Here is a 25,765-nt window from a genome sequence, read left to right on the forward strand (position 1 = left end):
TCTCGTCCATTCCACGCATCGGCTCATCTGCTCAAGATCATGAACACGATATCTCTAACGCACCGCCCTTCGAGCCCGTTTACACCGTTCCCAATTTCAACAGCCTGCTAGAGTTGAATCCAACAAGCAGTTCAACTCAGGAGACAGCAATGACCGACGCGGCATTCCACACCGTCTTTGGCTCGCTCGACAGCTACAGGAAGGGCGAGATCGAAATCACCAGCGGCAGCGCCCAGCACTACGCCTTCTCGAACGTCTTCGAGGTGGCATCGAAGTCGGCCCCTTACGAAAAGGTCGTCGCCGGCAAGAATCTCGAATACGTGATCGAAGTGTTGAGGACCGAGGGCCAGTCGCCCTGGTTCGCGTGCGCCCATGACGAGTTCACGATCCAGATGGACGGCGAAGTCCGGATCGAATTCATCAAGCTCGACACGCCGCCGACTTCGGGCCGCGGCACCGTCAGCGCCGGTGCACAGCCGGCCGGCCGCAAGATGGGGTACGTCGTCCTGCGCAAGGGACATCAAGCGCTGCTGCCGGCCGGCTGTGCGTATCGCTTCGTTGCCGGCAAGCCGGGCGTCGTGCTCGTACAGACCGTGCTCGGCGAGCTGTCCGTCGAGAAGTGGGCCGATATCTGCCTGCACTGACCGTTGCGACCGCACACATTCGAATATTCCAGGAGACACGTTATGGCCACCCTCGAGACCCTCGATCCCTCCGCCGGTTTTGCCGCCGATCTGGTGCGATCCACGGAAGCCGATGCCGTTACCGGCTACCGCCGCTTTCAGCTCGGCGAGTTCGCGTTTCAGCGCGATGAGTATTTCGTGAAGATCAGCTGGCCCGCGAAAGGCCAGACGCGCACGCATGCGATGCCGGCCGACGCGTTCCTGCGCGCGATGATGCGCGACGTGGCGTGGGGCTTCTTCTACGGCTGGGTGAATTTCGATCACGTGTTCGGCACGCGCAATCACTACGGCAAGGTAGACATGTATGCGGGCACCTTCAACGGCATCCTGAAAGACGCCGGGGTCGACTACACCGAGACCTTCGAAACGCCGACGATCATGGCGACTTTCAAGGCGATGCTGCACGACTGGACGAACGAAGGATTCGACCCGTTCGCGGCGCCCGAGGAAACGGGCACGGCATTCGGGCGCAAGCACGGCGACAACGGCTCGGCAATCGAGCGCACGCGCATCGCGACGCGCCGCATGCCGGGCCTCGAAGGCGATTCGCCGCTGCGCGACGAGCTGCCGGTCAACCGCGCGTTTCTCGACGTCGCGCAGGACGAGCCGGAAGTGCATGTCGAGCCGGGCTTCGAAGGCGAGCTGCACGCGTTCAACCTGTTCAAGTACCTGTCGCGTTCGGACGTGACGTGGAATCCGTCGGTCACGTCGGTGTGCGGGCGCAGCCTGTTTTGCCCGACCACCGAGGAATTCATCCTGCCGGTCTTCCACGGCAACGACCGCGTCGAATGGTTCCTGCAACTGTCCGACGAAATCGTGTGGGACATCGGCGACAAGAACACCGGCGCACCGCGGGCACGCGTCACGATGCGCGCAGGCGACATTTGCGCGATGCCCGCCGACATCCGGCACCAGGGCTACTCGACGAAGCGTTCGATGCTGCTGGTCTGGGAAAACGCGACGCCGGACCTGCCGCAACGCTACGAGAGCGGCGAGCTCGCGCCGTATCCGATCGCGTTCTGAGCGGCGCTTCAGATTTCGCTTCAGCAATACACCGAGGACGATTCATGCAAACCCAACTCTTCATCGACGGGCGCTTCGTTGACGCCGTCGACCGCGGCACGATCGACGTGCTGAATCCTCACGACGGCTCCGTCATCACGAAGATCGCCGCGGCCACCGCGGCGGACGTGGACCTGGCCGTCGAAGCGGCGACCCGCGCGTTCCCGAAATGGTCGGCCATGCCGGCAGCCGAACGCGGCCGGCTGCTGCTGCGCCTCGCCGATGCGATCGAGGCCCATGCGGAGGAGCTGGCGCAGCTCGAATCGCTGGACACCGGCCACCCGATTCGCGATTCGCGCGCGCTCGACGTGCCGCGCACGGCGGCGTGCTTCCGCTACTTCGGCGGCATGGCCGACAAGCTGCAGGGTTCGGTGATTCCCGTCGAAACCGGCTTCCTGAACTATGTGCAGCGCGCGCCGATCGGCGTCGTCGGCCAGATCGTGCCGTGGAATTTCCCGCTGATGTTCACGAGCTGGAAGATGGGCCCGGCGCTGGCCGCCGGCAACACGGTGGTGCTCAAGCCGTCCGAAATCACGCCGCTGTCGACGTTGCGCATCGTCGAACTGATGGCCGAGGTCGGGTTTCCCGCGGGCGTCGTCAATATCGTTCCCGGCTACGGGCATACGGCCGGCCAGCGGCTCGCCGAACACCCGGGCGTCGGCAAGATCGCGTTCACGGGTTCGACGGCAACCGGCCGCCGGATCGTCGACGCGTCGCAGGGCAACCTGAAGCGCATTCAACTGGAGTTGGGCGGCAAGGGCGCCAACATCGTCTTCGACGATGCCGACCTCGACGCGGCCATCAACGGCGCCGCCTGGGCGATCTTTCACAACCAGGGGCAAGCGTGTATCGCGGGTTCGCGTCTCGTGCTGCACGAACGCATCGCGGACGCGTTCCTCGAGCGATTCGTTGCGCTCGCATCGTCGATCCGGATCGGCAACCCGCTCGACGCCGATACCGAGATGGGTCCGCTGACGTCGAAGCAGCACCTCGAACGGGTGCTGTCGTTCGTCGACGTCGCGCGCGAGCAGGGCGGCCGCGTGCTCGCCGGCGGTAGCGCGCCGCAAGATCCGGCGCTCGCCAACGGCTACTATGTGCGCCCGACGGTCATCGAAGCGAAGAGCGCGACCGACCGCATCGCGCAGGAGGAAGTGTTCGGCCCGTTCGTCACCGTGCTGCGCTTCGGCAGCGACGACGAAGCGCTTGCCATCGCCAACGCGACGGAATACGGGCTGGGCAGCGGCCTCTGGACCCAAAACCTTTCGCGCGCCCACAAGATGGCGTCGCAGATCAATGCGGGCATGTGCTGGATCAACTGCTACAAGCGCGTCAATCCGGGCAGCCCGTTCGGTGGCGTGGGCAAGTCGGGTTATGGCCGCGAAATGGGCTTCGAAGCCATGCACGACTACACTGAAGCTCGGTCAGTTTGGGTCAATGTCGACGGCAACGTGCCGCCGCACTTCAAGCGCTGAGGCTTTCATGAAACGTTTCGTCTATCAAGGCACGCCTTCCCGCGTGGTGTTCGAATGGGGCGCGCTCGCCAGGCTGCCGGATGAGCTGTCGGCGCTCGGCGCGCACCGCGCACTCATCCTGTCCACGCCCGAGCAGCGGCCGCTCGCCGACCGCGTGAAGGCGGTACTGGGCGAGCGTGCGGCCGGCGTGTGCGCACAGGCGGTGATGCACGTTCCGGTCGAAGTCGCGCGTGCCGCGCGCGAGATGGCCGCCGAACTGGGCGCGGACTGTTGCATCGCGATCGGCGGTGGCTCGACGATCGGGCTGGGCAAGGCCATTGCGCTCGAATCGTCGCTGCCGATCCTGGCCGTGCCGACGACTTACGCCGGCTCGGAGATGACGCCGATCTACGGGCTCACCGAAGGCCGGCTGAAGCGCACCGGGCGCGACGCACGCGTGCTGCCGCGTACCGTGCTCTACGACCCGTCGTTGACGTTGTCGCTGCCGCCGGGCATTTCGGCGGCGTCCGGTATCAATGCGATGGCGCACGCCGTCGAGGCGCTCTATGCGGAAGACGCGAACCCGGTGATCAGCCTGATGGCCGAGGAATCGATTCGCGCGCTCGGCGAAGCGTTGCCCGTCGTGGTGCGTGATCCGGAAGACCAGGAGATGCGCAGCCGCGCGTTGTATGGCGCGTGGCTCGCGGGAACCTGCCTGGGCGCGGTCGGCATGGCGTTGCACCACAAGCTTTGTCATACGCTCGGCGGCACCTTCAACCTGCCACACGCGCAGACGCATGCGGCCATGTTGCCGCATACCGCGCACTACAACCATGCCGCCGCGCCCGACGCGCTGCGCCGCGTCGCGCGAGCGCTGGGCGGGAACGATGCGGCCGAAGCCGGCCCGCTGCTGTTCGGGCTGAACGAGCAGCTCGGCATCGCGCCGGCGCTCGCCGACATCGGGATGCCGCAGGAAGGCCTCGACGAAGCGGCCGACCTCGCATGCCGGAACCCGTATGCGAATCCGCGGCCGATCGAACGCGCGGCGATTCGTGCGCTGCTTCAGGACGCGTGGGAAGGGCGCGCGCCGCATTGAACGGCTGGAAGCAAAAAGGGAGGCAGACATGACGAATGACCACCATGACAGCGACACGAGGCTGACCGAGCAGGTCGTCGCCAGCTTCGACGGCACGCCGAACCCGCGCTTGCGCGTGCTGATGCAGAGCCTCGTGCGGCATCTTCATGCGTTCTTGCGCGAGACGGAACTGACGGAAGCCGAGTGGATGGCGGCGATCCGCTTCCTGACCGAGACGGGGCAGATGTGCGACGACGTGGTGCGCCAGGAGTTCATCCTGTTGTCGGATACGCTCGGCGTCTCGATGCTCGTCGATGCGATCAACCATCGCTTCGCAACCGGCGCAACGGAGACGACGGTATTCGGCCCGTTCTACATCAAGGGGATGCCCGAGCGTGCGTATGGCGAGAACATGGCGCTCACGCCGGGCGCACCGGTCGTCGTGCATGGGCGCGTGCTGACCACCGACGGTGTTCCGGTGAAGGACGCCGTGCTCGACGTGTGGCAGACCGCGGAAAACGGCATGTATTCCGGGCAGGACACGGCGCAGCCGCACGGCAACCTGCGCGGCCGCTACCGGACCGATGCCGAAGGCCGTTACGCGATCACGACGATTCTGCCGGTCAGCTATCCCATTCCGACCGACGGCCCGGTCGGGAAGATGCTCGACGCCACCGGCCGCCATCCGTGGCGGCCCGCGCATCTGCACTTCATGATCGACGCGCCGGGCTTCCGTACGCTCGTCACGCATCTTTTCGACGAGGATGACCCGTACCTGAAGTCGGATGCCGTCTTCGGCGTGAAGCCGTCGCTGATGGTCGCATATCGCCCGCGCGCTGCGCATGACGAGCTCGCCCGTCAGATCGGCCTGAACGGCCGGTACCGCGAAGCGACGTACGACTTCGTCCTCGACCGGAGCTGATCGAATGGCTCGATTTTTCGCGGTGTTTGCGACGGACCAGCCCGGTATGCGCGACGTGCGCGACCGCGTGCGGCCCAGTCATCGGAGCTACCTGCGCGCGGCTTCGCAGCACGGCGTGTATGTGCGGCTCGGCGGCCCGACGCTGGACCCGCAGGGGGGCGCGATGAACGGAACGCTGCTCGTCGTGGAGGCCGACGACATCCATGCGGTGATGCAATTCGTCGGAAACGATCCGTATGTGAAGGAGGGGTTGTTCTCGCGCGTGGAAGTGCGTCCGTGGGACTGGAGCCTCGGAAACCCCGAGCAGAGAGTGTGAATCGTGGACGCAACGCAACTGTGCCGCTTTTCCGATGTGCCTGACGGCGGCGCGCGGGTCGTCGACGAAGCTTGCATCGGACGTCCCGTGATCGTCGTGCGACGCGGCGAGCAGGTGTGGGCGTATGTGAATCGTTGTCCGCATTTCTCGGTGCCGCTCGATTTTGTGCCGGGCAATGTTTCCTGCTACCGGTCGCAGGTGTTGATGTGTGCCCATCACAGTGCGCTGTTCCGGTTCGATGACGGTGTGTGTATCGACGGGCCGTGTTCTGGCTCGGCGTTGGAAGCCGTGGCTGTCGAGGTGGATTCTGCCGCATGGGTTATCTGGCGAGGCGCTTGATTCGAGTGTTCTGATCGGTGTGGGTGGGGCAATCCATTTTTCATGCGACGATCTTCGAATTTATAAATCAGTAAAGCTAATCATATTGTCGGCGTCGTTATATCTGCCGGGATGAAGGCATTGTTGTGCGAAGTATTGAGCGAGAACCCGCCACGTAGCGGGTGGCAGGCTCGCATTTCCATAAAAAGACGGAGACGTGATGAAACTCAGGTTTGGAGCAGTGGCGATTCTTGCCGTAGCGCAGGGCGCATGGGCGCAGAGCAGCGTGACGATGTTCGGTCTTATCGACAGCGGCATCTCTTATGTCAGCAACGAGGGTGGCGGAAAGAACGTCAAATTCGATGACGGGATATTCGCACCCAACCTCTTCGGCCTCCGCGGCACCGAAGACCTCGGCGGCGGATATCGCGCCACGTTCGCGCTCGTGAACCAGTTCTCGATGGCGAACGGCGCGATCATCGGGTCCGGAATTTTCGGGCGTAACGCTTACGTGGGCCTCGAGAGCGACCGGTTCGGCAGCATCACGCTGGGCAATCAGTACGACTTCATGGTGGATTCCCTCTTTTCCAAGGGGAGTGCAATTGCGAGGGACATCTCGGGGCTGTACGGTTTCAGGAATGGTCCGTTCCAGCGTCTTGCGCTGCCGGGCAATCCGACCGGTGCGTTCGATTGGGATCGCACGGCAGGCAGCAAGCCGATCGCGAATTCGGTCAAATACAGATCGCCGACGGTCGCGGGTTTGTCCGGCGGCGTGATGTATGCGTTCGGCGGGGTGGCCGGTTCGATCGGCGCGGACAATGCGGTCAGCGCCGGGTTGAACTATGAAGTGGGCGCGTTTGGCGTGGGCGCGGCTTACACGAACGAGAAGTACGGTCCGGCGCCCGGCGTGCCGTCGACCAGCGTGCGCAACTGGGGCATCGGGATGCACTACGACTTTGGTGTCGTTACCGCGAGTGCGCTGGTGACTACCGTGCGGAATTTGTTCAACGATGCCGGGGTGTGGATGGCCGAAGGCGGCGGGGTGTGGCACGTCAGGTCGGACGTCGTGCTGGGCGCGAAATACATGTACATGAAGGGTAATGAAGCGGTGAACAACAACCATGCTCATCAGCTCAGCGTGGCGCTTCAATACTTGTTGTCGAAACGGACGATGGTTTATGTTTCGGCCGACTACCAGCGCGCGAACAGCGGCGCGAATGCGCAGGTCAATGGCGTGCTGGATCCCAATGGGGCTTCAAGTTCGGCGAGCCAGACGGTGGCGCGGGTGGGGTTGCATACGGTGTTTTGATGGGGGGCGGCGGGCGGAACTTGCGTCAAGGTCCGCCCGGCACCGGACTGGTCGCGCGGCGACATGCCGACATGTGCGCCGCCGCTCGCTTCCGGTCGGTTGTTGTCGCCCGGGCAACACGGCAGTGTGCCCGTTGACCTGCTGCCGGGCCGACAATGAGCTTACGATGAGATGAGCCGACCATCGGTGAATTCAAGCAGTGGATGCGTTGCCGATCATTCCACTCTATAGTGCTCGTCGTTGACCGCTCTGCGAGAAAATCAGGAGTTCGCCGTGTTTCACCGGAAATCCAAGTTGGGTCGTTCGAACTTCGTGTGCGTTGTCGCCCTGACGATGATGCTGGCGCCAATCGCGGCGCATGCAGAGGCGGAGGCTGTCGACGGCACGACGCGCATCGCGACCGCTGTCAATCACGACACGTCACCCGCACGACCGATTGTCGGCGACGACCCGGTTGCAATTCGGGATGCGCTGAAGAAGCAGCACATCAGCACCATCCCACCTTCGTTTAGCAACCGGGTTCGCGGCCTGGTCCCCGGCGCTGCCGGCCGGCATGTCCCGAATCCCGACCTGGCGGCCGTCGATCTGGATCGTGACGTGACGTTCGTCGTGCCGGTGCGGTACGGGCTGAGGTACCAGTCACAGCGGCACCTATTGACGCTGGACGTCGACCTGTTCGACACAGAGCGCGACGACCGGACGGACATCCTGCTCAGAAAGGTCACGACGGGGCCACGAGGGCGAGGGCTGGTGATTGCACCCGAAGCGAAGGCAAAAGGGTACATCCAGCAGATCGACATCATCGAACTCGAGTCCGGGAAAGGAAAAATGACCACGGTTCGTAGCCGCATGCGGCTTTCGCCCGCCGTGTACGCCCAAACGCATGGCGACTTCGCACTCGTTTTTTCCGGGCGCCTGGTTCGGCCTTACCTGACCGAACAAATCGAGCATGTCGATCCGAGCATTGACGAGCCGACGGACATTACGACCAGAATCTCCAGGTTGCACATGGATATCCATGCCATCTGGCTGGTGAGCCCGTCGAGCGGTGTCGTGCTGTCGAAGAAGCTGCGTCTGTCGAAGTAGCGTTTTTCCTGGACGAGGCGATGATCTTGACCGGCTTCCGGCGTGCACGCATGTCCCGTGCTTCGACGCCGATTCTCTGCACGAGTACGTGCGACCGCGGTGTAGTCGGCGGCCGGTCGAAACAATACAGCCGTGCGCGACATGCACCAATGTTCCGGGATGTCGTTGTCGAGGGGGTGTTGCGTCGCTTCGGGTTCGCGAGGCGGAGAAGCGCGGCTGGGGCGACATTGCAAAGTAAGGAAAGGTTTGATCGGCCGGGCAAGTGGGGGGCGAGCCCCCTTCTCCCAGTTGTGGTCGGCCGGGGCACGCGTGAAGGGACATTGACCATCATGTAAGATGCGCACAGCTTAACCCCGGTCTTGAGAGGGACCGGGTTCTCGCGCACAACGGCAATCCGCCGAACAACAATAAGGAAGCCACGAGATATGCCGGGGATTTCCACTGAAGCCTTTTCCGTCTGGCACACGATCCTGTCCGTTGCCCGACATGCACCGTCGCCCCATAACGTTCAACCGTGGCGTGTGCAACTGATCTCGGACGATTGCGCCGAGCTTTTCGTCGATGGCACGCGCACGCTGCCGAAAGAGGACGCGACCGGTTCGTTCCTGTTGTCCGCGATGGGCATGTTCATCGAAGCGATCGATCTGCTCGCGGCACCGCACGGCTTGCGTGTCGAATGGCAACTGCATCGTCCGGTGCAGGAATTCGCGGCCATCCTGTCCCGGCCGACCCCGCCGGGGCTGATTCCGTTTTCAGCATTGCGGCTCGTCGCCAACGCCGGGGTGTCGCGCGACGACCCGTCCGCGCTGATGATGGCACGCCGCACGTCGCGCATTCCGATGGATCCGACACCGGTACCGGACGCGGCGGTCACGCAACTGGCGGCGCTGGCCGACGAATGGGGACATCGATATACGCACCTGTCGGGTGCCGGACTTGTCGAGCCGATCATCGCTGCGAACATCGACGCCGTGTTCCACGACATGAACGTCGCGGATTACCACGACGAAATCACCGCCTGGTTTCGCTTCACCGAACGCTCGACCACCCGCCATCGCGACGGTCTCGACTGGCGCTGCATGAACCTGTCGCGCGCGGAGTTCTGGCTTTCCGCGCATCTGTCGAAAATCCTGACGTTCAGGCCGACGCGTTTCTATTTCAAGCGCCGGTATCGCGCGCAACTGGGCCATGTACCCGCAATCGGCGTGCTGAGCGGCGATTTCTTCAACCCGGAGAATGCGATCGAGTCGGGCCGTTTCCTGCTGCGCTTCTGGCTGGCGCTGACGAGCCTCGGCCTGTATCTGCATCCGTACGGCAACCTGGTCACGAACCCTGACGCCGCCGCGTGGTTCAACGCGCATGCCCAGGTAGACAGGGCATGGCTCGTTTTCAAGGTCGGCTACTCGCGTACGCCGCCGCAAAGCCAGCGCAGGGCGCTCGCCGATATCCTCGTCGATGCGCCGGTTCCGTCCCACTCTCCGAGATCCGCATGAATACGCTCTATCGCCTGTTTCTCGAGGCCATTCTCTGGACGCTATGGTTCCTTCGCCGCGTGATCAGCGTCGACGGCCGCCTTTATGTGTTCCTCAACGCACCGGTGTTTCAGCCCTATCTGGCCTATGTCGGCCGCATACGCGCCCGCGTGGCATTTCTCAAGGCGAGCACGGCTTGCCCGGCGTACATCGAGTTCCTGAAGGCCGAGGGCTACCGGGCCGGCGGGAAGTGGCGGTTGGCGGACCTGCCCGCCATGACCAAGGAGAACTACATCAAGCGCTATTCGATCGAGCAGCGCTGCTATGGCGGAGCCATTCCAAAGTCAGGTGTGGTCATCGACGAGTCGTCGGGGTCGACCGGCCAGCCCAACAATTGGGTGCGCAGCGCGGCCGAACGCAGCGACGTCAAGCGCATCCTGCAACTGAACTATCAGCTAGTGTTTCGCGACTCCGGCAAGATGTTGCTGAACTGCTTTGCGCTCGGGCCGTGGGCGACGGGCATGAACGTATCGATGTCGCTCGTCGACGTGGGCATCATGAAGTCCATCGGACCGGACATGGCCAAGCTGATCAACACGCTGAAACTGTTCGGGCCGAAATATCAGTACCTGATATTTGGCTACCCGCCGTTTATCCGTTCGGTGGTCGACGAATGCGATCTCGACCTGACGCCTTATCACATCGATTTCATCGTTGGCGGGGAGGGGTTGTCGGAAGCGCTGCGCGACCATCTGCTGCGCAAGGCAAGCACGGTCATTTCGTCGTATGGCGCGTCGGACCTCGAGATCAACATCGGCGTCGAGACACCGACGACGATTGGTCTGCGGCGCGCGCTGATGAGCCGCCCGGAGTTGTGCCGCGAGTTGTTCGGCCGCGAGACGCCGCCGATGATTTTCCAGTACAACGCGCTCGACTACGTGATCGAAACGAATGCCGACGGCGAACTTCTTGTGACCATCGGACGCCAGTCCGGCGCCGCGCCGAAAATCCGCTACAACATTCGCGATTCGGGAGGGACGTATAAATTCCGGGTGTTGAACAAGCGCCTGTCGGCACATGGCATGCGCCTGACGGACTTCGCGTCGCGGACCAGCCATTTCCCGTTTTTGTTTGTCTACGGCCGCAACGATTCGAGTGTGCCGTTCTACGGCGCGAAAGTTTTCCCGTCCGATATCGAACAGGTTCTGTCCGCTTCGCCGGTGCTGCACGATGCGATCAGCACGTTCCAGCTCGCCGCGACCGAGGATGAGCACTTGACGAGCTTCCTGCACGTCCATCTTGAACGGGCCGCAGGAAGCGCGCAAGTGCAGCTCGACGACGCAGTGCTGCATGCCGAGATGTTCGCGGGCATGAAGCGCGTGAATCAGGATTTTCGCGAGGTATCGAGGCTGTTCGAATCGAAGCAGGTGATCGTGCATGTGCACGATCACGATACCGGCCCGTTTCAGGGGCGCGATATTCGCATCAAGAATAAGTACATCGCGTGAGGGGGGGGGCGGCTGCGGTGCAGTTGCCCTCGCGAACAAGTCCTTCAGTGCCGCGTTGTCGAGCATTGATTCCGCCAGCAGACCCTTGAGCTTGTTGCTTTTCCGCTCCGACTTCTTCAGGTGCTGCTCCTCTTGAAAACGGACTCTACATCGTCACCGTCCCAAACACGGGGAGCAGGCCATTGGCAGCTATTGTGGTCGGGTTAGACGGTTCCTTGAGATTTCAGATCAACGGCAAAGTATGTGGTTAGTACGGCATGATACGAACAGTCAGAACAAGGTGTCAGTGCGGCTGCGTGCCACCCATTGACTGCTCGGCCTGCGACGAGCGAGGAGCCCCATTGATTTAGAACCCCGGCAGCGACTGTTGGCGCGAGCTGGGTATCGCCGCGTCATTCCAGAGCTTCGTCGCGAGAGGATGACGGGAAAGATGGATTAGTCGGTAGAGAGGCCCCTTGTTCATATTGACGAACAGCGGCTTGCTCTGTGCGACCTGCATCTTCGTCAGGTCGGTCACAAGCGATTCCCAGTATTCCAAGTAAGCACCCACCTGTTCCCGCTTGGGGACCGCATCAAGCCGCAAGTTGTTGCGCCAGCCGGGCGCTGCCGCATCCAACCTGGAGCTTGTCAGATTAAAGTCAGCACCGATGTTTCGCTGAACATCCGTCACGCTGAAGTGAATCAAAATGTCGATGCTGCGTCGCGAAGACAGCTTGCGGATAATCTCGAAATCCAGATGTTCGATGTTGAATGGGTCGAGAAAGGCGAAGTGCAATCCTGCCGGAAGCGCGTCGAGCACCCAGTCGACGGTTTCAGAGGCTTTTCCGACCCATGCATGGACGTGGGCGCCAGCGGAGCGAAGTCGGGTTGCGCATGCTTCTACGCTGTCAACGTCCGTATCAGCGATATAAATCTCGCTGAACGGAGCGCCGCCCTTTTTCGACATGCGCCATGCCGACAACACTCCACCGTCCGAGATTGTTCTTGAATCTCGGTTCATGACGCGTCCCGGACCAGAGAAGAGGTCGATGAACGACGCGTAAGGCCACTTCCCACGGGCCATTCGGGCGGCGTCGACGTAGCGTGACAGCGCCACGTGCTTGTCTTCGGACCATGCGCCGACCTTCATGACCGGCAAACCATCGGCTGGATCGATGGCCACCTCGTCTTCGTGTTTGCTGTTCACGCTTTGTGTCTCGTGTTTTTGGGGGGGCAATGGGGGTGAAATAGTATGCCGCTATTTCGAAATATTTACTAAAACCTGATAATCTTTCGAGAGACCAAGAGCCCCCATTACACAACGAATGGCTAAGACAGAAGATAAGTATCTCTGGCAAGTCGGGCAACGGCCGCCGATCCTCGACCAGCATAGTGCCGTAAAGCATTCGATTGTCGAAGAGTACGTTCAGCAATACATCGAGACGCTGATGTCTTTGCCGACCATGCCCAAACTAACTTTGACGTTGGTTGACGGTTTTGCCGGTGGCGGGGAGTACCTCAGCGAGATGGTCGAATCTGTCGATGGCACGCCACCTTTGATGATGCGCGCAACCCATTTGGCTCGCGCCCGCTTAAACGTTGGCCGCCGTACGCCACGTGAAGTAGATGCAGAGTTCTTCTTTGTGGAGAAGCGGCCAGAATCAGCGGAGTATCTTCGCCGCCATTTGGAAAAGCGACGAGCCGAAGGGGCTATCGCGGATATGGACTATCAGCGAACGACCGTCCGAAATGCTGGTTTCCTTGACGAGCTTCCGAAAATCGTCGAACGCATCAAGGCGCGGCGCCGTGGCGGGCGCGCAATATTTCTGCTTGACCAGTACAGCTACAACGCCATACCGATGAGCACGCTTCGATGGTTGATGACGGAGCTACCAAACGCCGAGGTCATCATGACCTTCAATGTCGATTCTCTTCTCACATACATCAGCAACAGAGAGCCGAACCGGAAGGCGGTCCGTGGGGTTGACCTTGAAGAATATATTCCGTGGGAGCAACTGGGACAAATCAAGGCACAGTTTGGTCGTGCAGCGCTACAACGGTACGTCGCCCATGGCATCAAAGCCGAGACGGGGGCACCGTATATGACATTGTTCTTTGTTCGGCCTGATTCAGCGAACCCATGGAGCTACTGGCTGGTGCACTTATCGCGAGTCTACAAGGCGCACGACGTCATGAAGTCGCTGCATTGGGAGCATTCAAGCGAGTTCGGGCACGAGCTTGAACCCGGGCTCTTCATGCTTGGCTATAACCCGAAGCGCGATGAGCAGTACAACGGCCAGTCGTCTCTTCTGTTCGATAGAAATGGGGAAGAACGCTGTATCGAAACGCTGACCGATGATCTCGGTCGCAAATTGTCAGAGGAGCCGCAGCCGCTTACGGTCGCGCAACTGTTTTCGAAAAACATCTCGAACACAATCGCAGACGAGGCTCGCTTGCAGAAGGTACTTCGAAGCCTGCACTCCTCAGGCACCATCGTAGTGACGAATAACGAAGACCGAGCACGGCGACCGTCTAAGCGATATAACGCTACCGACATCATCGAATACTCACCGCAGCGGCACTTCTTCTAGCACGCGTCGTCAAGTAAGCAAAACTCGCTCAGGCATATCGTCCCAAGTGCGCCCTTCAAGAAGGCGGCCATTCGCGGTCTTGGAGCGGCGCACACCGTCGCTCCCCCACGTGCCCCATTGCTTGAAGAAGAACTTCACACCTTGCTCTTCGCACTGAACCTTGACGTTCTGTACCCAGTCTTCGAGCATTGGGCGCGCCTTCGGGCCTGATTCCCCGCCGACAATGACCCAATCAATGTTCTCGAGATTCAGGGTGCCCAGGTCTTCGAGCAACGGCTCGACGGACAAGAAACGAACGCCGCTTTCCACACGACGCAGTTCGTCGATTCTCGGTAGGCCGTACCGGCGGTCCTCGACGGTCACACCGAGCCATGCATTCGCCGGCATTTCGCGACGGCTGCAGTAGGTAGCCAGTCGCTCTGCGCGCTTCGTGAGTATCTGGAAGGTGTGCTGCGGGCACGCCCTAATCGAATCGAAAACCTTCGTAATGTAGGCATCCGGAACGGAGCGATGGAAAAGGTCCGACATCGAATTGACGAAGTAGACCGTCGGGCTTTTCCGCTTCAGCGGTTCATCCAAGCGGTTAGGCAGAACGGTCAGCTTGAAGCCGTTCTCATAGCCCGGGGTGCCCATTGCGTGCAGACGCTTCGCCATACCTTCGGCGTAGCAGTTCTTGCAGCCCTTGGAGATTTTCGTGCAACCCACGGTCGGATTCCATGTGCGCTCCGTCCACTCAATCTTGCTGTGCCCACCGCTCATTATTCGACCTCTCAATTAGGTTGCGATTTTATCGGGCTTCCTGCGGCTGCTACGAAATAGCCATACTTTCGTCATGTGGTCGAGTCTTTCTCGATGCTTCTATGCGACAAATCAGCACAAAAAAGGACCAATGCCCCCGCAGCCGGTGTCCGGCAGTATAGGGTGTAACTGTGTTTTTATACAGTAAATAAGTAAGTCTGATTGAGTGTGAGTGGCGAATAGGCACGGGCTATGCCATCTGGTTGAAGTGGGCAGCAACGTCGTGACGGCGGAGAGCTAGGACACTGGAGCCCCTAGCAACTTCGAATAGTTTCACTTAAAGGCGCTAGTTTCCCTTAAGGATTCGGGAAAAATCCTTATAAATCAATGTCTTTTTTCTGTCGACGTGGTGTCCCCGCTCGCCCGCCCCTGGAGGCCCAGTCCACACAGGAAAAAACCCCGGTGAGCCGGCGCAGTTCTAATAGTTTCGCTTAAGGACGGCGCAGACCAAACGGGTATTCTCGTGTGAATCGGCAGCCGCGCGCCGATAATCGCGATGCGCGGTCCGAAAGCGCAGTCTCCCTCGCGAAATCGACAACTCCCTGAAACGTGCGAACCTCGTACGATGCGAGGCTCGCCTTTTCTTTGTGATGATGCCGGCCCAGCGTTTTCAGAACTCGTCGGGAAGAATCGTGCTTGCCGGCATGGCGTCAAATTCAAACAGTATGCGGAGCAGGCGAAGTTTATGGGTGGTGCCTTCTAGCTTCAGCCGGATGCGAGCCTTCAGCTCATCAAGGTGCTGTTGTTGAAGGCGCAATTTGCGTGTGTACAGTGCGAACGCAAACTCGCATGCTGCCTCTCCTTGTCGCCTGTCATGCTGCTCGAAGATGTTTGCTAGCAAGTCCAACATGAACTGGCTGGCGCTCGCTTCTCGCGAGTAGTCCAGCTCGCTGGGTCGCGCGCAGCGCAAAAGTGCCGCCTGGATTGCGCCGTCGTTGTACCGCGTAAAGTTCTCTGGGTTGAGAATGACCTGCTGAAATGCGTCGGTGGCGAGCCGGTCGCTTTCGCTCGCAAATTTTTTCCCCTCTCTAGCATTTTGGAGAAGCGCGCCGGCCGTCGCCAGAACAGCAGCGTTTGTGTCGTTCCTTTCCTCGTAAAACCCGTCCCAGTACGCGAAATCTGGACGGAGTCGCATATCCTCAACGAGGCTGTCGTCTCGCGCCATGAAGACCGCGTTCCCCAAGCCGCTCGCGGAGCCAGCGAGGAGTTCGAGGCGAGCAGCGAAAGGGTCACCCAACTGTCGTTGAATATTTCGGAAGGCCTGCAACTCTTCCTCGAACGATTCGGCAATATCTTGCCCAACAGCGATGCCTGCGAATCGTTCGATTCTGATTTCGGCCCCAGAAGCCGAGTGTTTGAGATTCAACGGAAGTGCGGAGAGCTGAGCTGCGGTTTCCGCAATTTGGGCCCCGATGAAGTATGTGCGCGCTCCCGAGTGGACGTCGCGTAAGTCACGGCTTATCGACAGGAGGCGGGTCCCACGCCCGACCACTGCTGCGACAACAAGAATCCCGGCGGTACCATCCAGCTCGGCATCACCAGACTCGATTTTGGCGTCGCTTATCAGGGTGAGTCGAGTCGCTCGATGCATGACCTCCTGCAGCTTCTCAGCGCAGTATTCCGCTATCTGACGCGATGCCTCATCATCTTGATAGACGATGGCACTCACCGATGCAGGAGTCTGCTGACTCACCAGCTTGTCGGCGAACTCCCTGAAGTTTTCGTTACCCATCAGCTTCCGGCCATCGAGATAAATAGGGCGAACCTTGGCAGTTGGAATCGGGCCACGAGCTTGAACAGCGAGCGCGCCGTTCAGACCGTAGGCCTTACAAAAATCAGAGACATCTTGCAGTCGATGTTGTTTCTTTCGAAGCAGGACCGACTTCGGCAACAAGTCCTCTGGGGCGAAGCGCTCGCCGACGATTGGCAGGTCTTTCAGGTGTTTATGGTGCGGTTTGTCATTGAGGCCTGCAGGAGCCGGAAGTGCAAATAGAGCATCCTGGGCATCCTTCGCGTCGAGGAGCGTTAGAAGTGTGACCACCTCGGTGGCGTCGCATTTCACCTTCTGTTTCCAATCTCGCTCAAGATTCATCGACGATGACGCCGAGATGAGCGTGAACGACGTGCCATGAAGTGGCGCATCGATTTTGTCTATCCCTTCATGAGAATGAAACGTGACCACGCGAGGCTTTGGAACGTCGAATAACGTGCAGTACATGTCACGCAGCGCATAGGCCACCGCAGCAATTCCCATCGTGTCTACGAAAATCACATCGAGATTCGCCCCAACTTTTAGGGCGCGATTGCAGAGCTTTTGGAGAAGGGCAAATGCGAGGAACTGGACTCCTTCAACTTCGGTCAACGCTTCTTCGGCGCGCAAGAAATGCGTCGAGCGCTTTTGAGACGGTTTGACGAAGGTGAAGCCCGGCGGCGCAATGACGGAAACGTGCTTGGCCGAAAACAGTTCCTTGAGACCCGCGTTCCGGATGGCCGCGCTCCGGCCACGGAACAAACGTTCGAGGTCAGGAACGGGGTTGGTGAGCGCATCCACTTTGTTGATGGTCCCGTCGTGGCCGAATGAGCAGATACAAAGACAAACTTTGGTCGACGTACGGTTCGAAGCCTGGACGAGCAGCGGTTGCTCGAACGCCTCCTTCACCTCAGCTGTCTCCTCCGACTCACAGATTATTGCGACCACGTCCGGCGGATTGATGCCCTGCAAGCCGGCCTCAATCGCATCGGCCAGATTCTCAACGTTGAACGTGCCTGGTGGCTTGAAGAGGAAATGGAAGTTTCGCACCGGCGAACTGCTTTCGAGCGCCCAATCAAACGCAAAAAAGCCCTTCATCGCGACACCGCCGTCGTCATGGGAATCACAATGGAGTACGACGCGCCTGCGGTGTGGCTCAGTTCTCTCCGGTCTTCGAGCCAATGCGTTGGCTCAAATACGCCGGCGGGTGTGTTCGAAAAATCCTGGACGAGGCAAATCCGTCCCGTGCGGAGTCGAAGATATGCGTTCAACTCGCTCAGTGTCTTGAGTACGTAGGTAAGCCCACCACCGCTCGCATTCGTATCTTTCGTTGTCTGGTGCAGAGCGAAGCACCGCTTAACGATGTTGACCTCTTCGTCAATGGAGAGAGTGCCTGCCGACGGCGCACCGTATCGTGACATCCAGCGACGCACGAGGCCCGGGCCAGTGTCGAGCACCGTCAACTCTAAAAACGACGTACGCTGAAGCGGGGAATCTCCGCCAGGCGCCGCCGCCGCGTGAGCCGCAGAATGCTCTGCGAGGTATTCGTTAAACACCGCGTCGTCGGAGACCACCTGCTCGTGTTGAGCATCGCGGTCATAGGAAATGAACTTTGCCATGAGCGCTCGTACATTTCTGACATACGGCTTCCCGTCCTCGTCGACGGTGGCGTGCTCATCGGTGTTCTTGAAGAGCTCGTATATCAACGTCCCAATCGAGGCATTGGCTTCCTCGGAAACCTTCCACTCCGCCGCGGGCGCGATTGCCGTGATTATCTTCGAGGTGAGCCAGACGAAATCCGCTCGCGAGCGCAGCGCACCGGGCTGCGGCCGGCTATAGAATGGGAGGAGATATTCGTTCTTCGCCCGTGCAAAGCAACAGAGGAAGACCCCTCTGCCGCGCATCGTGTCGCGGAACTGACTCTCCTGCATGGCCTGGATTCTGCCGACACCAAACGACAGTGCCTCCCGTGTCGATAACGGGTCTTCACGTCCCGGAACTTCGACTGAGCCGGCGAAATATGTGGATACCAGCCCGTGAGGCTCTTGCGCCAAGGCTTCCATCGGATTGCTGTCAACGTGTCCGTACAGTCGAAGCGCGGAATTCGCCTGAAGGCGCGACCACGTCGCGACGTACTGCATCAACGCCGATGGGACGCCAACTGCACCGCCGTACCGAAGGGAGAGTGGAATCCGCAAAATCGGGTCGTGGCCAGCCGCATCGTATTCGGCTTCAATCTCGCGGAGGCTCACTGCCTGCTGGAACGAAATCATAGAGAGAATGTAGAGCGCTCAGGGTTTAGGGCACCGACAGCTGTCCGCGATTTCGACGTGTAAGTAGTCGAACGCAGCATTCGCCCCCGGTTCGACGACACGAGCATAGCTATCTTGGAAAGCGCGGTAGAAGGACATGGTCGTCGAGAGCATGTCTTTCGGCTCCCTCGGGTCGGTCAGTGAAATGCAATTCTAGCCTTCGCTTCAAGCGGTTGCCTACCGAGGGCCGGCGGGGCGATGTGGGTGCATTTCAGGACCCGTTTTCGGGCTTCCGGTAGTGCGCGAACCCCAGCGCCCCGTCGGTCGGCGCGGGGCACCTGAAGCCTGGTCACAGGTTGGACGACTGTGCCGTCAGGTTTCCACTGTGGATTCCGCGAACGTCGGTCTCGTCCAAGTCACGGCGAACGACAGCATCCGTACGCCTAGTAATCACATTCCAGGCAGCGATTGCTGGCGCGAGGTCGGCAACGCAGCGTCATTCCAAAGCTTCGTAGCGAGCGGATGACGGGCAAGATGGATGAGGCGATATAGCGGCCCCTTGTTCATGTTGACGAATAGCGGCTTGGACTGGGCAACCTGCATCTTAGTCAGGTCCGTGACGAGCGATTCCCAATACTCAAGATACACGCTGACTTGTTCGCGCTTGGGAACCTCTTTCAGCCGCAAATTGTTGCGCCAACCCGGCGCGGCCGCATCCAATCTCGAGCTGGCCAGATTGAAGTCGACACCGATGTTTCGCTGAACGTCCATTACGCTGAAGTGAATCAAGAGGTCGATGTTCGGTCGAGCGGCGAGCTTGCGAATAATCTCGAAGTCCAAGTGCTCGATGTTGAATGGGTCGAGGAAGGCGAAATGTAATCCCCTCGGAAGCGTCTCGAGCACCCAGTCAACGGTCTTGAATGCGGTGCCCACGCATGCCTGCACTTTGGCGCCTGCGGCGCGAAGTCGCGAGCTACAAGCCTCCACGCTTTCAGCATCGGCATCGGCGATGTATATCTCGTTGAACGGCGCTCCACCGCGTTCCGACATACGCCAGGCAGATAACACGCCGCCATCAGAGATAACCCCAGATTCACGGTTCATGACTCGTCCTGGCCCCGAAAAAAGGTCGATAAACGAGGCATATGGCCATTTTGCGCGAGCTTTTCGGGCTGCGTCGACATAACGGGACAGCGCCACACGTTTGTCTTCCGACCAAGGACCAACCTTCATGACCGGCAGACCATCAGCCGGGTCGATGACAATCTCGTCGTCATTTTTTTTGACCATGCTTGTGTCCCGTATTTTGAGGGCTCAATGGGGATGTCAAATAGTATGCCGTTATTTCAAAATATCTACTAAAACCTGATAATCTTTCGAGAGACCAAGAGCCCCGCATTACACCAAGAATGGCAAAGACAGAAGACAAGTATTTCTGGCAGGTCGGACATCCGCCACCGCTTCTTGACCAGCACAGCGCCGTTAAGCACGCGATTGTCGAGGAGTATGTTCAGCAATACATCGAAACCCTGATGAGTTTGCCGACCATGCCCAAACTAACTTTGACGTTGGTCGATGGGTTTGCCGGCGGTGGGGAATACCTCAATGAACAGGCCAAATCAGTTGATGGCACGCCTCTGCTCATGATGCGGGGGGCGCACCTGGCGCGAGCCGCCCTCAATGTCGGTCGGCGCACGCTGCGCGAAGTGGACACTGAGTTTTTCTTCGTGGAAAAAAAGAGGGAATCTGCGGAGTATCTGCGTCAGCACTTGGAAAGGCGGCGAGCGGAGGGTGCCATCGCGCAACAGGACTTCGAGCGGTCGAAAGTGCTGAACGGTGGATTTCTCGACGAGCTGCCGAGAATCGTCGAGCGCATCAAAGCACGCCGAGGCGGAGGTAGGGCGATTTTTCTGCTCGACCAGTACAGCTACAACGCCGTGCCGATGGACAAGCTTCGGTGGCTGATGACCGAGCTGCCGAACGCAGAAGTCATAATGACTTTCAACGTCGACTCGCTCCTCACTTACATCAGCGACAGAGAGGCAAATCGGAAGGCTGTGCGCAGCATCGGGATTGAGCAGTACATCCCGTGGGAACAACTGGGGCAAATTAAGGCAGAGTCTGGACGAGTGGCGCTCCAACGTTACGTCGCGCATGGCATCAAAGCCGAAACAGGTACACCGTACATGACGCTGTTCTTTGTTCGGCCCGACTCGGCCAATCCGTGGAGCTACTGGCTCGTGCACTTGTCGCAGCAATACAAGGCCCACGACGTAATGAAGTCGCTGCACTGGGCGCACTCGAGCGAGTTCGGGCACGAGCTTGAGCCGGGACTCTTCATGCTGGGCTACGACCCGAAACGGGACGAGCAATATACCGGTCAGTCTATCCTCTTCGATGCTGGTGGGGCAGAGCTCTGCATCGAGACATTGAAGGAAGACCTCGGCCGCGTTCTGGCAGGCCGGCAGCAGCCGCTCACCGTTCGGCAACTGCTCACCGACCACATTTCCAACACTATCGCAGACGAAACTCGGCTGCAAATGGTTATCCGGGGCTTGCACGCCTCAGGAAGTATTGTGGTGTCGAATAAAGACGACAGAGTGCGACGGCCGTCAAAGCACTACAAACCCTCCGACATCGTCGAATACTCACCGCAGCGAAACTTCTTCACGTAAGCCGAACGTGGTCAGGCATATCGTCCCAGGTGCGTCCTTCGAGGAGCCGCCCATTTGCGCCCTTGGAGCGACGTACGCCATCGCTGCCCCATGTACCCCACTGCTTGAAGAAGAACTTCACGCCTTGCTCCTCGCACTGGACCTTTACGTTCTGCACCCACTCTTCGAGCATCGGGCGCGCCTTCGCACCGGATTCTCCGCCGACGATGACCCAGTCGATGTTCTCGAGATTCAGTGTTCCGAGGTCCTCGAGCAGCGGCTCGACGGACAGAAAGCGCACACCGCCTTGCACCGCGCGCAGCTCATCGATGCGAGGTACCCCATACCGGCGGTCCTCCACGGTCACACCGAGCCAGGCGTTTGCCGGAATATCACGACGGCTGCAGTAGCTCGCGAGGCGCTCAGCGCGCTTCGTGAGAATCTGGAACGTGTGCTGAGGGCACGCTCGAATCGCGTCGAATACCTGCGTGATGTAGGCATCAGGAACCGAGCGGTGGAACAGGTCGGACATCGAATTGACGAAATACACTGTCGGACTCTTGCGCTTCAACGGCTCGTCCAAGCGATTCGGCAGAATGGTCAGTTTGAAGCCGTTCTCATAGCCCGGGGTGCCCATGGCGTGCAGACGCCTTGCCATGCCTTCGGCGTAGCAGTTCTTGCAGCCCTTGGAGATTTTCGTGCAACCCACGGTTGGGTTCCACGTGCGCTCCGTCCACTCAATCTTGCTTTGCCCACCGCTCATTGTTCGACCTCTCAATTAGGTTGCGATTTTATCGGGCTTCCTGCGGCTACTACGAAATAGCCATACTTTCGTCATGTGGTCGCGGTTTTCTCGATGCTGATATGCGACAAACGAGAGAAAGAACCAAGCGTCTCCGTCATGGGCTTCGGAAGTATAGAGAGATTATGCTGTATATTCATACAGCGTATAGATAAATGTGATGGTGGGGGTTGAGCGAATAGGCGCGCGCTATGTGCTGGGTTGGCGCGGGCAGCGGGGGGAGCGAGCGTGTGGTGATGGGAACTTGGGGGCTGTGGCGCCGTAGTCGCAAAATAGCCGCCCGACGTATCACTGGGTATGTCCTGGCGATGTTTGAGCCTTCACGAAGGAGCGGATTATTTCGGCCCCCTCGACGGCGGAGACAATCGAGGTAGCATCGGTAGCCATTCCATGCGCGCCACCTATCGGATTCCGTGCCGGGCGAGCAGTCGGTCGAAAAAATCGGCAACGCGGCGCTGCGCGTCGGGGCCGACCTGCGGTTTCTCTCCAAGGGCCACGTCACGGAATTCGTATCCGCCGAAGCGATATACCTCGTAGCCCATCAACCGAAGCCGCCGGTCTTCCATTGCCATCTCGGCATAGAGTTGTGCGTTCGCGATGTAGCGCTCGGGAGCGCTCTGGTCTCTCACCGCGTAGTGATGGCGCCCATCTATCTCAATAACAATGCGGACGCCTTGCTCAAGCATGAGAAGGAAGTCCATGCGCTGCCGCGCCAAGAATTTCTCATCGCCTCGCTCACGGCGCGTGTACGGGTCGTAGTGCAGGTAGACCTGCGGAATCAGAGCCAGCAGTCGCTCGTCGAGAAGTTTGCTGAAGCGTTTGTAGTAGCCGTGAAAAATCGCGTACTCGCCGGCCGAGTTGGTGCCGATGACGGAATCGCGCAAACGCGTGTACAAAATCCTCGAGCCTTCGGTTTCATCTACACCATGAATCTCAGCGTACCAGTCGCGAAGGTCGCTCCATAAAAGCATCCCCGAGCTGGGAAGCGGCTGGTCGTAGACGAGCACCTTGTCTGCATGCTTCGTGATTTCGACGTCATTGTTCAGCGCGTCGCGAAACACGAGTTCCGGTTTCTCACCTGTCGATGCGAAAATCAGATTCTTCATCGTCCCGGCGACGCCAGCCTGAATGCGGACAACGCCGTAAATCGCATATCCCGATTCCACGGCAGTTTGCTTCAGAGTGAAGCCGTCTCGTTTCAACGCGTCGTTGATGGCACTGACTAGCTCAGCCTGCTCGGCATCACGACGGGTCATCGGATGGACAAGCTTTTCGAGTAAAGAGAAGAAGCGAAACTGAGAGCACGTCAACGCACCGCACTCAATGAGCATCTCCTCACTGGTCCAGTCAGGGTTGCGAAGATAGTGCTGGTCTATCTGAGCCTCCAAGCTGGAGTTATCCAGCCACAACGACCCACCTTCGCGTAGCGCCACAGCGCCAAAAACTTCCGCCAAGCTTTCCAGGACCGGAGCATCCCCGAACAGCGTATCAAACCGATTCAGAACTTTGAGGACGTCGCCGCGAACAAGCTTGCTCACGCGGTGCTGACTATGCACCGTCAACTCGACGAGCGCTTCCATCAAGCTCTCATCCGGATATTTGAGGAGCACCTTGCGCGCGAGCTCGACGAGCGCGTCTTCGTTCAAATCGGCGATTCTCGTGCTGACGTATGACCTTTTGCTGGCGTGCGCCTCTGTTTCGTCGCCGGGTCCAACGGACGGCTGAATTCCCAACTGCGTGCACACGCGTGGAAGGTTGTACGATTTGACTTCGTGCAGAACAGCAGGAATCAGCGTCCTTATCGTCTCGAAGGAAACTGCCGGGAGCTTGATGCTCGAACCGACCATGAAAGATGTCTCCTGGTTTCGCACTTGCTCATCGCCTCACTCGAGGCCTACGCAAACGCGTGCCTCGATTCTGCAACAATAACAGGCGGCGAGACAGCGGGGACGCTGGCCATTGCGTCGGCCGCAGGTGCCGCATCCCATGGCGAGCAGCACGCCGGCCGCGCGTCGACAGACGCCTGTCCAACGCGCAACGCTCAGTCTCAGCTCCCAAGCTTAGATGCGGCGAGAGGCTTGGCAGCCTTTCAATCTCAAGCTGAATATTCGATTACGACGAGACCACGTTCACGTAATTCAGCGACTACCAATGGTGATAGTTGCTGTATCAGCGACGCTGGTTGCTGCAAGAACCAGCCCCGAACCTGGTCCGAGCTCAACGACGAATCCGTAATCAGCGACGCCATTGCCGCAGCTGTGATACGTGACAAGCCAAACTCGACCAGCGAACGACCGGTACGCGTCGACACACCCAGTTCAAGAGCCAACGAGAAGTCGTAGACCTGGGTAACCATTTCATCGAGCCCCTCTTGGGCAAGAGCGTACTTCAGCAGGTCGACGTAGGCCTTCGCCCACTGGACAAGCTTGAATCGAATCGTTTGCTCGATAAGCGTGAACATATCGCGGATGGCGCCATCGATAGCCGCCTGCGTGAGCGAACGTTTGTTCGTTTGCTGTGCAACCTTCTTCTTGTACTTCACAGCTTCAGCGACCAATTGCGTCAGCGGTTCGCCTCGCATCCACTTCAAGGCCGTAACGGTCACGTGGCTAACGTAGCCGCGCTGTCTTCTCCCTTCTTCTCCGGAAAGGTTCATGCCCCCCAGATACTTGTAGAGCCTGCGGATGATTGAGTTGTACACCGTGTACGAGTCGCCCGAAGGATTCGAAGGCATCAGTTTCGAGAAGTCGCGATGGCGCACGAGTTCACGAATCCGCTGCAGAAGGCCTGCGAGCGCGACTGGGTCGAGCATCCAGCTCGTAGTCAAAACCGAAGCCGGTAGCTCAAGACTCGCAAGCGCCTGCTCGGCCAGCTCAGTGAGGGTGTCTTTTTGCTCGGTAGTCAGCGAGAGACCGCGGCGACCCAGTAAACCGTCTAATGTCTTCTGAGACGAACGAAACAGGATGAGACCTGCAGCTGCGGTAATCCGGTCCCCAGACGCGCGGTCGCGCTCCAGTATGGGAGCCTTGTCGACGGCTGCCTGGAGTAGCTCAACTACCGCATCAAAATCCGCCTCGACTGTCTGCTTGAACGCTGCCTGCATCGCGAACGGCTTGCGCTCGGTTAGTGGCTTCGTTTCCCAGTTCTCGTAGTTTACGAGAAACACGTTGCCTACTACTTCCTCGCCAAGACGGCCGGCACGACCGGCGAAGTTCCAGAGCGAAGCTTCATCGAGCGCCGCGCCCTTACCGCGAGTCGGTGTATCAATGAAGACGTTTCGCGCAGGGAGATTCACTCCCTGAAACAGGGTTGTCGTGCAGCAGAGGTAATCCAACTCACCGCGCTTGAACGCCGCCTCAATCCCCTCACGCAACAGGCTAGGCATGTTCCCATAGTGGAATGCGACGCCTTGCCGAACGTAAGTCGCAAGGGAGTATTGCTTGTGGATATGTTGCTCGATGAACTTCGCTAGGTCCGATAACCCCTTCGAGGTTCCGGGTTGGCGATTGAGTGCGAGCAGTGCCGTCAAATCTTCCGCGTTCTTTGCTCCGGTGGCGTAGACCAAGGACCGGCCCGAGGCACCCAGCTCAAGCGCGACCGCTGCGAGCTTCGTATCGTCGCCTAACGTGTATTAGCCGGGACTCGATCTGACAGGTAGTCGGGCCTACAAAGAACGAGCCATCAATGGGGGATGAGTTTCTCCTTGGCTAGTTCGAGCGAATCGAGGAAAGTACGCA

General features: G+C 59.5%; 21 protein-coding genes. 13 read left to right on the forward strand and 8 right to left on the reverse strand.

Annotated features, from left to right (window positions below; all coding sequences use genetic code 11):
• The first annotated feature begins 149 nt into the window (after nt 1-149).
• The 11 genes from ACNQQL_RS34225 to ACNQQL_RS34275 all read left to right on the forward strand — a co-directional run bounded on the left by ACNQQL_RS34225 (nt 150) and on the right by ACNQQL_RS34275 (nt 11,202).
• The gene (locus ACNQQL_RS34225; RefSeq protein ID WP_347068924.1) at nt 150-644 is read left to right on the forward strand and encodes a hydroxyquinol 1,2-dioxygenase; all 495 of its coding nucleotides are present in this window, start codon (nt 150-152) and stop codon (nt 642-644) included.
• A gap of 42 nt (nt 645-686) precedes the next feature.
• Nucleotides 687-1,706, forward strand: coding sequence for a hydroxyquinol 1,2-dioxygenase (locus ACNQQL_RS34230; protein ID WP_105393326.1), 1,020 nt, complete (start codon nt 687-689; stop codon nt 1,704-1,706).
• A gap of 44 nt (nt 1,707-1,750) precedes the next feature.
• Complete coding sequence (locus ACNQQL_RS34235) at nt 1,751-3,217, forward strand: aldehyde dehydrogenase family protein (RefSeq protein WP_347068892.1); 1,467 nt, start codon at nt 1,751-1,753, stop codon at nt 3,215-3,217.
• Between the two features lie 7 nt (nt 3,218-3,224).
• The gene (locus ACNQQL_RS34240) at nt 3,225-4,292 is read left to right on the forward strand and encodes a maleylacetate reductase (protein WP_347068894.1); all 1,068 of its coding nucleotides are present in this window, start codon (nt 3,225-3,227) and stop codon (nt 4,290-4,292) included.
• A 28-nt stretch (nt 4,293-4,320) separates the two neighbouring features.
• Nucleotides 4,321-5,193, forward strand: a complete 873-nt coding sequence (locus ACNQQL_RS34245; RefSeq protein WP_347068896.1) for an intradiol ring-cleavage dioxygenase — start codon at nt 4,321-4,323, stop codon at nt 5,191-5,193.
• A gap of 4 nt (nt 5,194-5,197) precedes the next feature.
• Nucleotides 5,198-5,509: a YciI family protein gene (locus ACNQQL_RS34250; RefSeq protein WP_347068898.1), complete on the forward strand. Its 312-nt coding sequence runs from the start codon at nt 5,198-5,200 to the stop codon at nt 5,507-5,509.
• 3 nt (nt 5,510-5,512) lie between these two features.
• Nucleotides 5,513-5,848, forward strand: coding sequence for a Rieske (2Fe-2S) protein (locus ACNQQL_RS34255; RefSeq protein WP_072438387.1), 336 nt, complete (start codon nt 5,513-5,515; stop codon nt 5,846-5,848).
• Nucleotides 5,849-6,047: 199 nt separating this feature from the next.
• Nucleotides 6,048-7,136 (forward strand): porin, encoded by a 1,089-nt coding sequence (locus ACNQQL_RS34260; RefSeq protein ID WP_347068901.1) that lies wholly within the window; start codon nt 6,048-6,050, stop codon nt 7,134-7,136.
• A 273-nt stretch (nt 7,137-7,409) separates the two neighbouring features.
• The gene (locus ACNQQL_RS34265; RefSeq protein ID WP_347068903.1) at nt 7,410-8,222 is read left to right on the forward strand and encodes a hypothetical protein; all 813 of its coding nucleotides are present in this window, start codon (nt 7,410-7,412) and stop codon (nt 8,220-8,222) included.
• A gap of 359 nt (nt 8,223-8,581) precedes the next feature.
• Complete coding sequence (locus ACNQQL_RS34270) at nt 8,582-9,715, forward strand: hypothetical protein (RefSeq protein ID WP_347068905.1); 1,134 nt, start codon at nt 8,582-8,584, stop codon at nt 9,713-9,715.
• Nucleotides 9,712-11,202, forward strand: coding sequence for a hypothetical protein (locus ACNQQL_RS34275; protein WP_347068907.1), 1,491 nt, complete (start codon nt 9,712-9,714; stop codon nt 11,200-11,202). The genes ACNQQL_RS34270 and ACNQQL_RS34275 overlap by 4 nt, the downstream gene beginning before the upstream one ends.
• A gap of 346 nt (nt 11,203-11,548) precedes the next feature.
• Here the strand turns inward: ACNQQL_RS34275 and tcmP (ACNQQL_RS34280) are convergent, their stop codons facing one another.
• Nucleotides 11,549-12,388: a three-Cys-motif partner protein TcmP gene (gene tcmP, locus ACNQQL_RS34280; protein WP_347068909.1), complete on the reverse strand. Its 840-nt coding sequence runs from the start codon at nt 12,386-12,388 to the stop codon at nt 11,549-11,551.
• A gap of 118 nt (nt 12,389-12,506) precedes the next feature.
• Here tcmP (ACNQQL_RS34280) and ACNQQL_RS34285 point away from each other — a divergent pair, with 118 nt between their 5' ends.
• Nucleotides 12,507-13,772, forward strand: coding sequence for a three-Cys-motif partner protein TcmP (locus tag ACNQQL_RS34285; protein WP_175964266.1), 1,266 nt, complete (start codon nt 12,507-12,509; stop codon nt 13,770-13,772).
• Nucleotides 13,773-13,781: 9 nt separating this feature from the next.
• Here ACNQQL_RS34285 and ACNQQL_RS34290 read toward each other — a convergent pair whose 3' ends face one another.
• From ACNQQL_RS34290 to tcmP (ACNQQL_RS34305), 4 genes are all read right to left on the reverse strand, one after another.
• Complete coding sequence (locus ACNQQL_RS34290) at nt 13,782-14,531, reverse strand: DUF5131 family protein (RefSeq protein WP_175964265.1); 750 nt, start codon at nt 14,529-14,531, stop codon at nt 13,782-13,784.
• A gap of 649 nt (nt 14,532-15,180) precedes the next feature.
• A complete protein-coding gene (locus ACNQQL_RS34295; RefSeq protein ID WP_347068912.1) occupies nt 15,181-17,418 on the reverse strand; it encodes a hypothetical protein in 2,238 nt (745 codons plus the stop codon).
• A complete protein-coding gene (locus tag ACNQQL_RS34300; protein ID WP_175800782.1) occupies nt 17,415-18,593 on the reverse strand; it encodes a hypothetical protein in 1,179 nt (392 codons plus the stop codon). Before ACNQQL_RS34300 ends, ACNQQL_RS34295 begins: the two co-directional genes overlap by 4 nt.
• Before the next feature lie 429 nt (nt 18,594-19,022).
• The gene (tcmP, locus tag ACNQQL_RS34305; protein ID WP_347068914.1) at nt 19,023-19,862 is read right to left on the reverse strand and encodes a three-Cys-motif partner protein TcmP; all 840 of its coding nucleotides are present in this window, start codon (nt 19,860-19,862) and stop codon (nt 19,023-19,025) included.
• Nucleotides 19,863-19,981: 119 nt separating this feature from the next.
• Here tcmP (ACNQQL_RS34305) and ACNQQL_RS34310 point away from each other — a divergent pair, with 119 nt between their 5' ends.
• The gene (locus tag ACNQQL_RS34310; RefSeq protein WP_347068916.1) at nt 19,982-21,247 is read left to right on the forward strand and encodes a three-Cys-motif partner protein TcmP; all 1,266 of its coding nucleotides are present in this window, start codon (nt 19,982-19,984) and stop codon (nt 21,245-21,247) included.
• Here the strand turns inward: ACNQQL_RS34310 and ACNQQL_RS34315 are convergent.
• From ACNQQL_RS34315 to ACNQQL_RS34325, 3 genes are all read right to left on the reverse strand, one after another.
• A complete protein-coding gene (locus tag ACNQQL_RS34315; protein ID WP_347068918.1) occupies nt 21,240-21,989 on the reverse strand; it encodes a phage Gp37/Gp68 family protein in 750 nt (249 codons plus the stop codon). The genes ACNQQL_RS34310 and ACNQQL_RS34315 overlap by 8 nt on opposite strands.
• 440 nt (nt 21,990-22,429) lie before the next feature.
• Nucleotides 22,430-23,875: a hypothetical protein gene (locus ACNQQL_RS34320; RefSeq protein WP_347068920.1), complete on the reverse strand. Its 1,446-nt coding sequence runs from the start codon at nt 23,873-23,875 to the stop codon at nt 22,430-22,432.
• A 248-nt stretch (nt 23,876-24,123) separates the two neighbouring features.
• Complete coding sequence (locus ACNQQL_RS34325; RefSeq protein ID WP_347068922.1) at nt 24,124-25,593, reverse strand: helicase-related protein; 1,470 nt, start codon at nt 25,591-25,593, stop codon at nt 24,124-24,126.
• Nucleotides 25,594-25,765 lie beyond the last annotated feature (172 nt).

Origin of the sequence: Burkholderia sp. LFS061, assembly GCF_047978125.1 — a bacterium.
GTDB classification, from domain to species: domain Bacteria; phylum Pseudomonadota; class Gammaproteobacteria; order Burkholderiales; family Burkholderiaceae; genus Burkholderia; species Burkholderia pyrrocinia_C.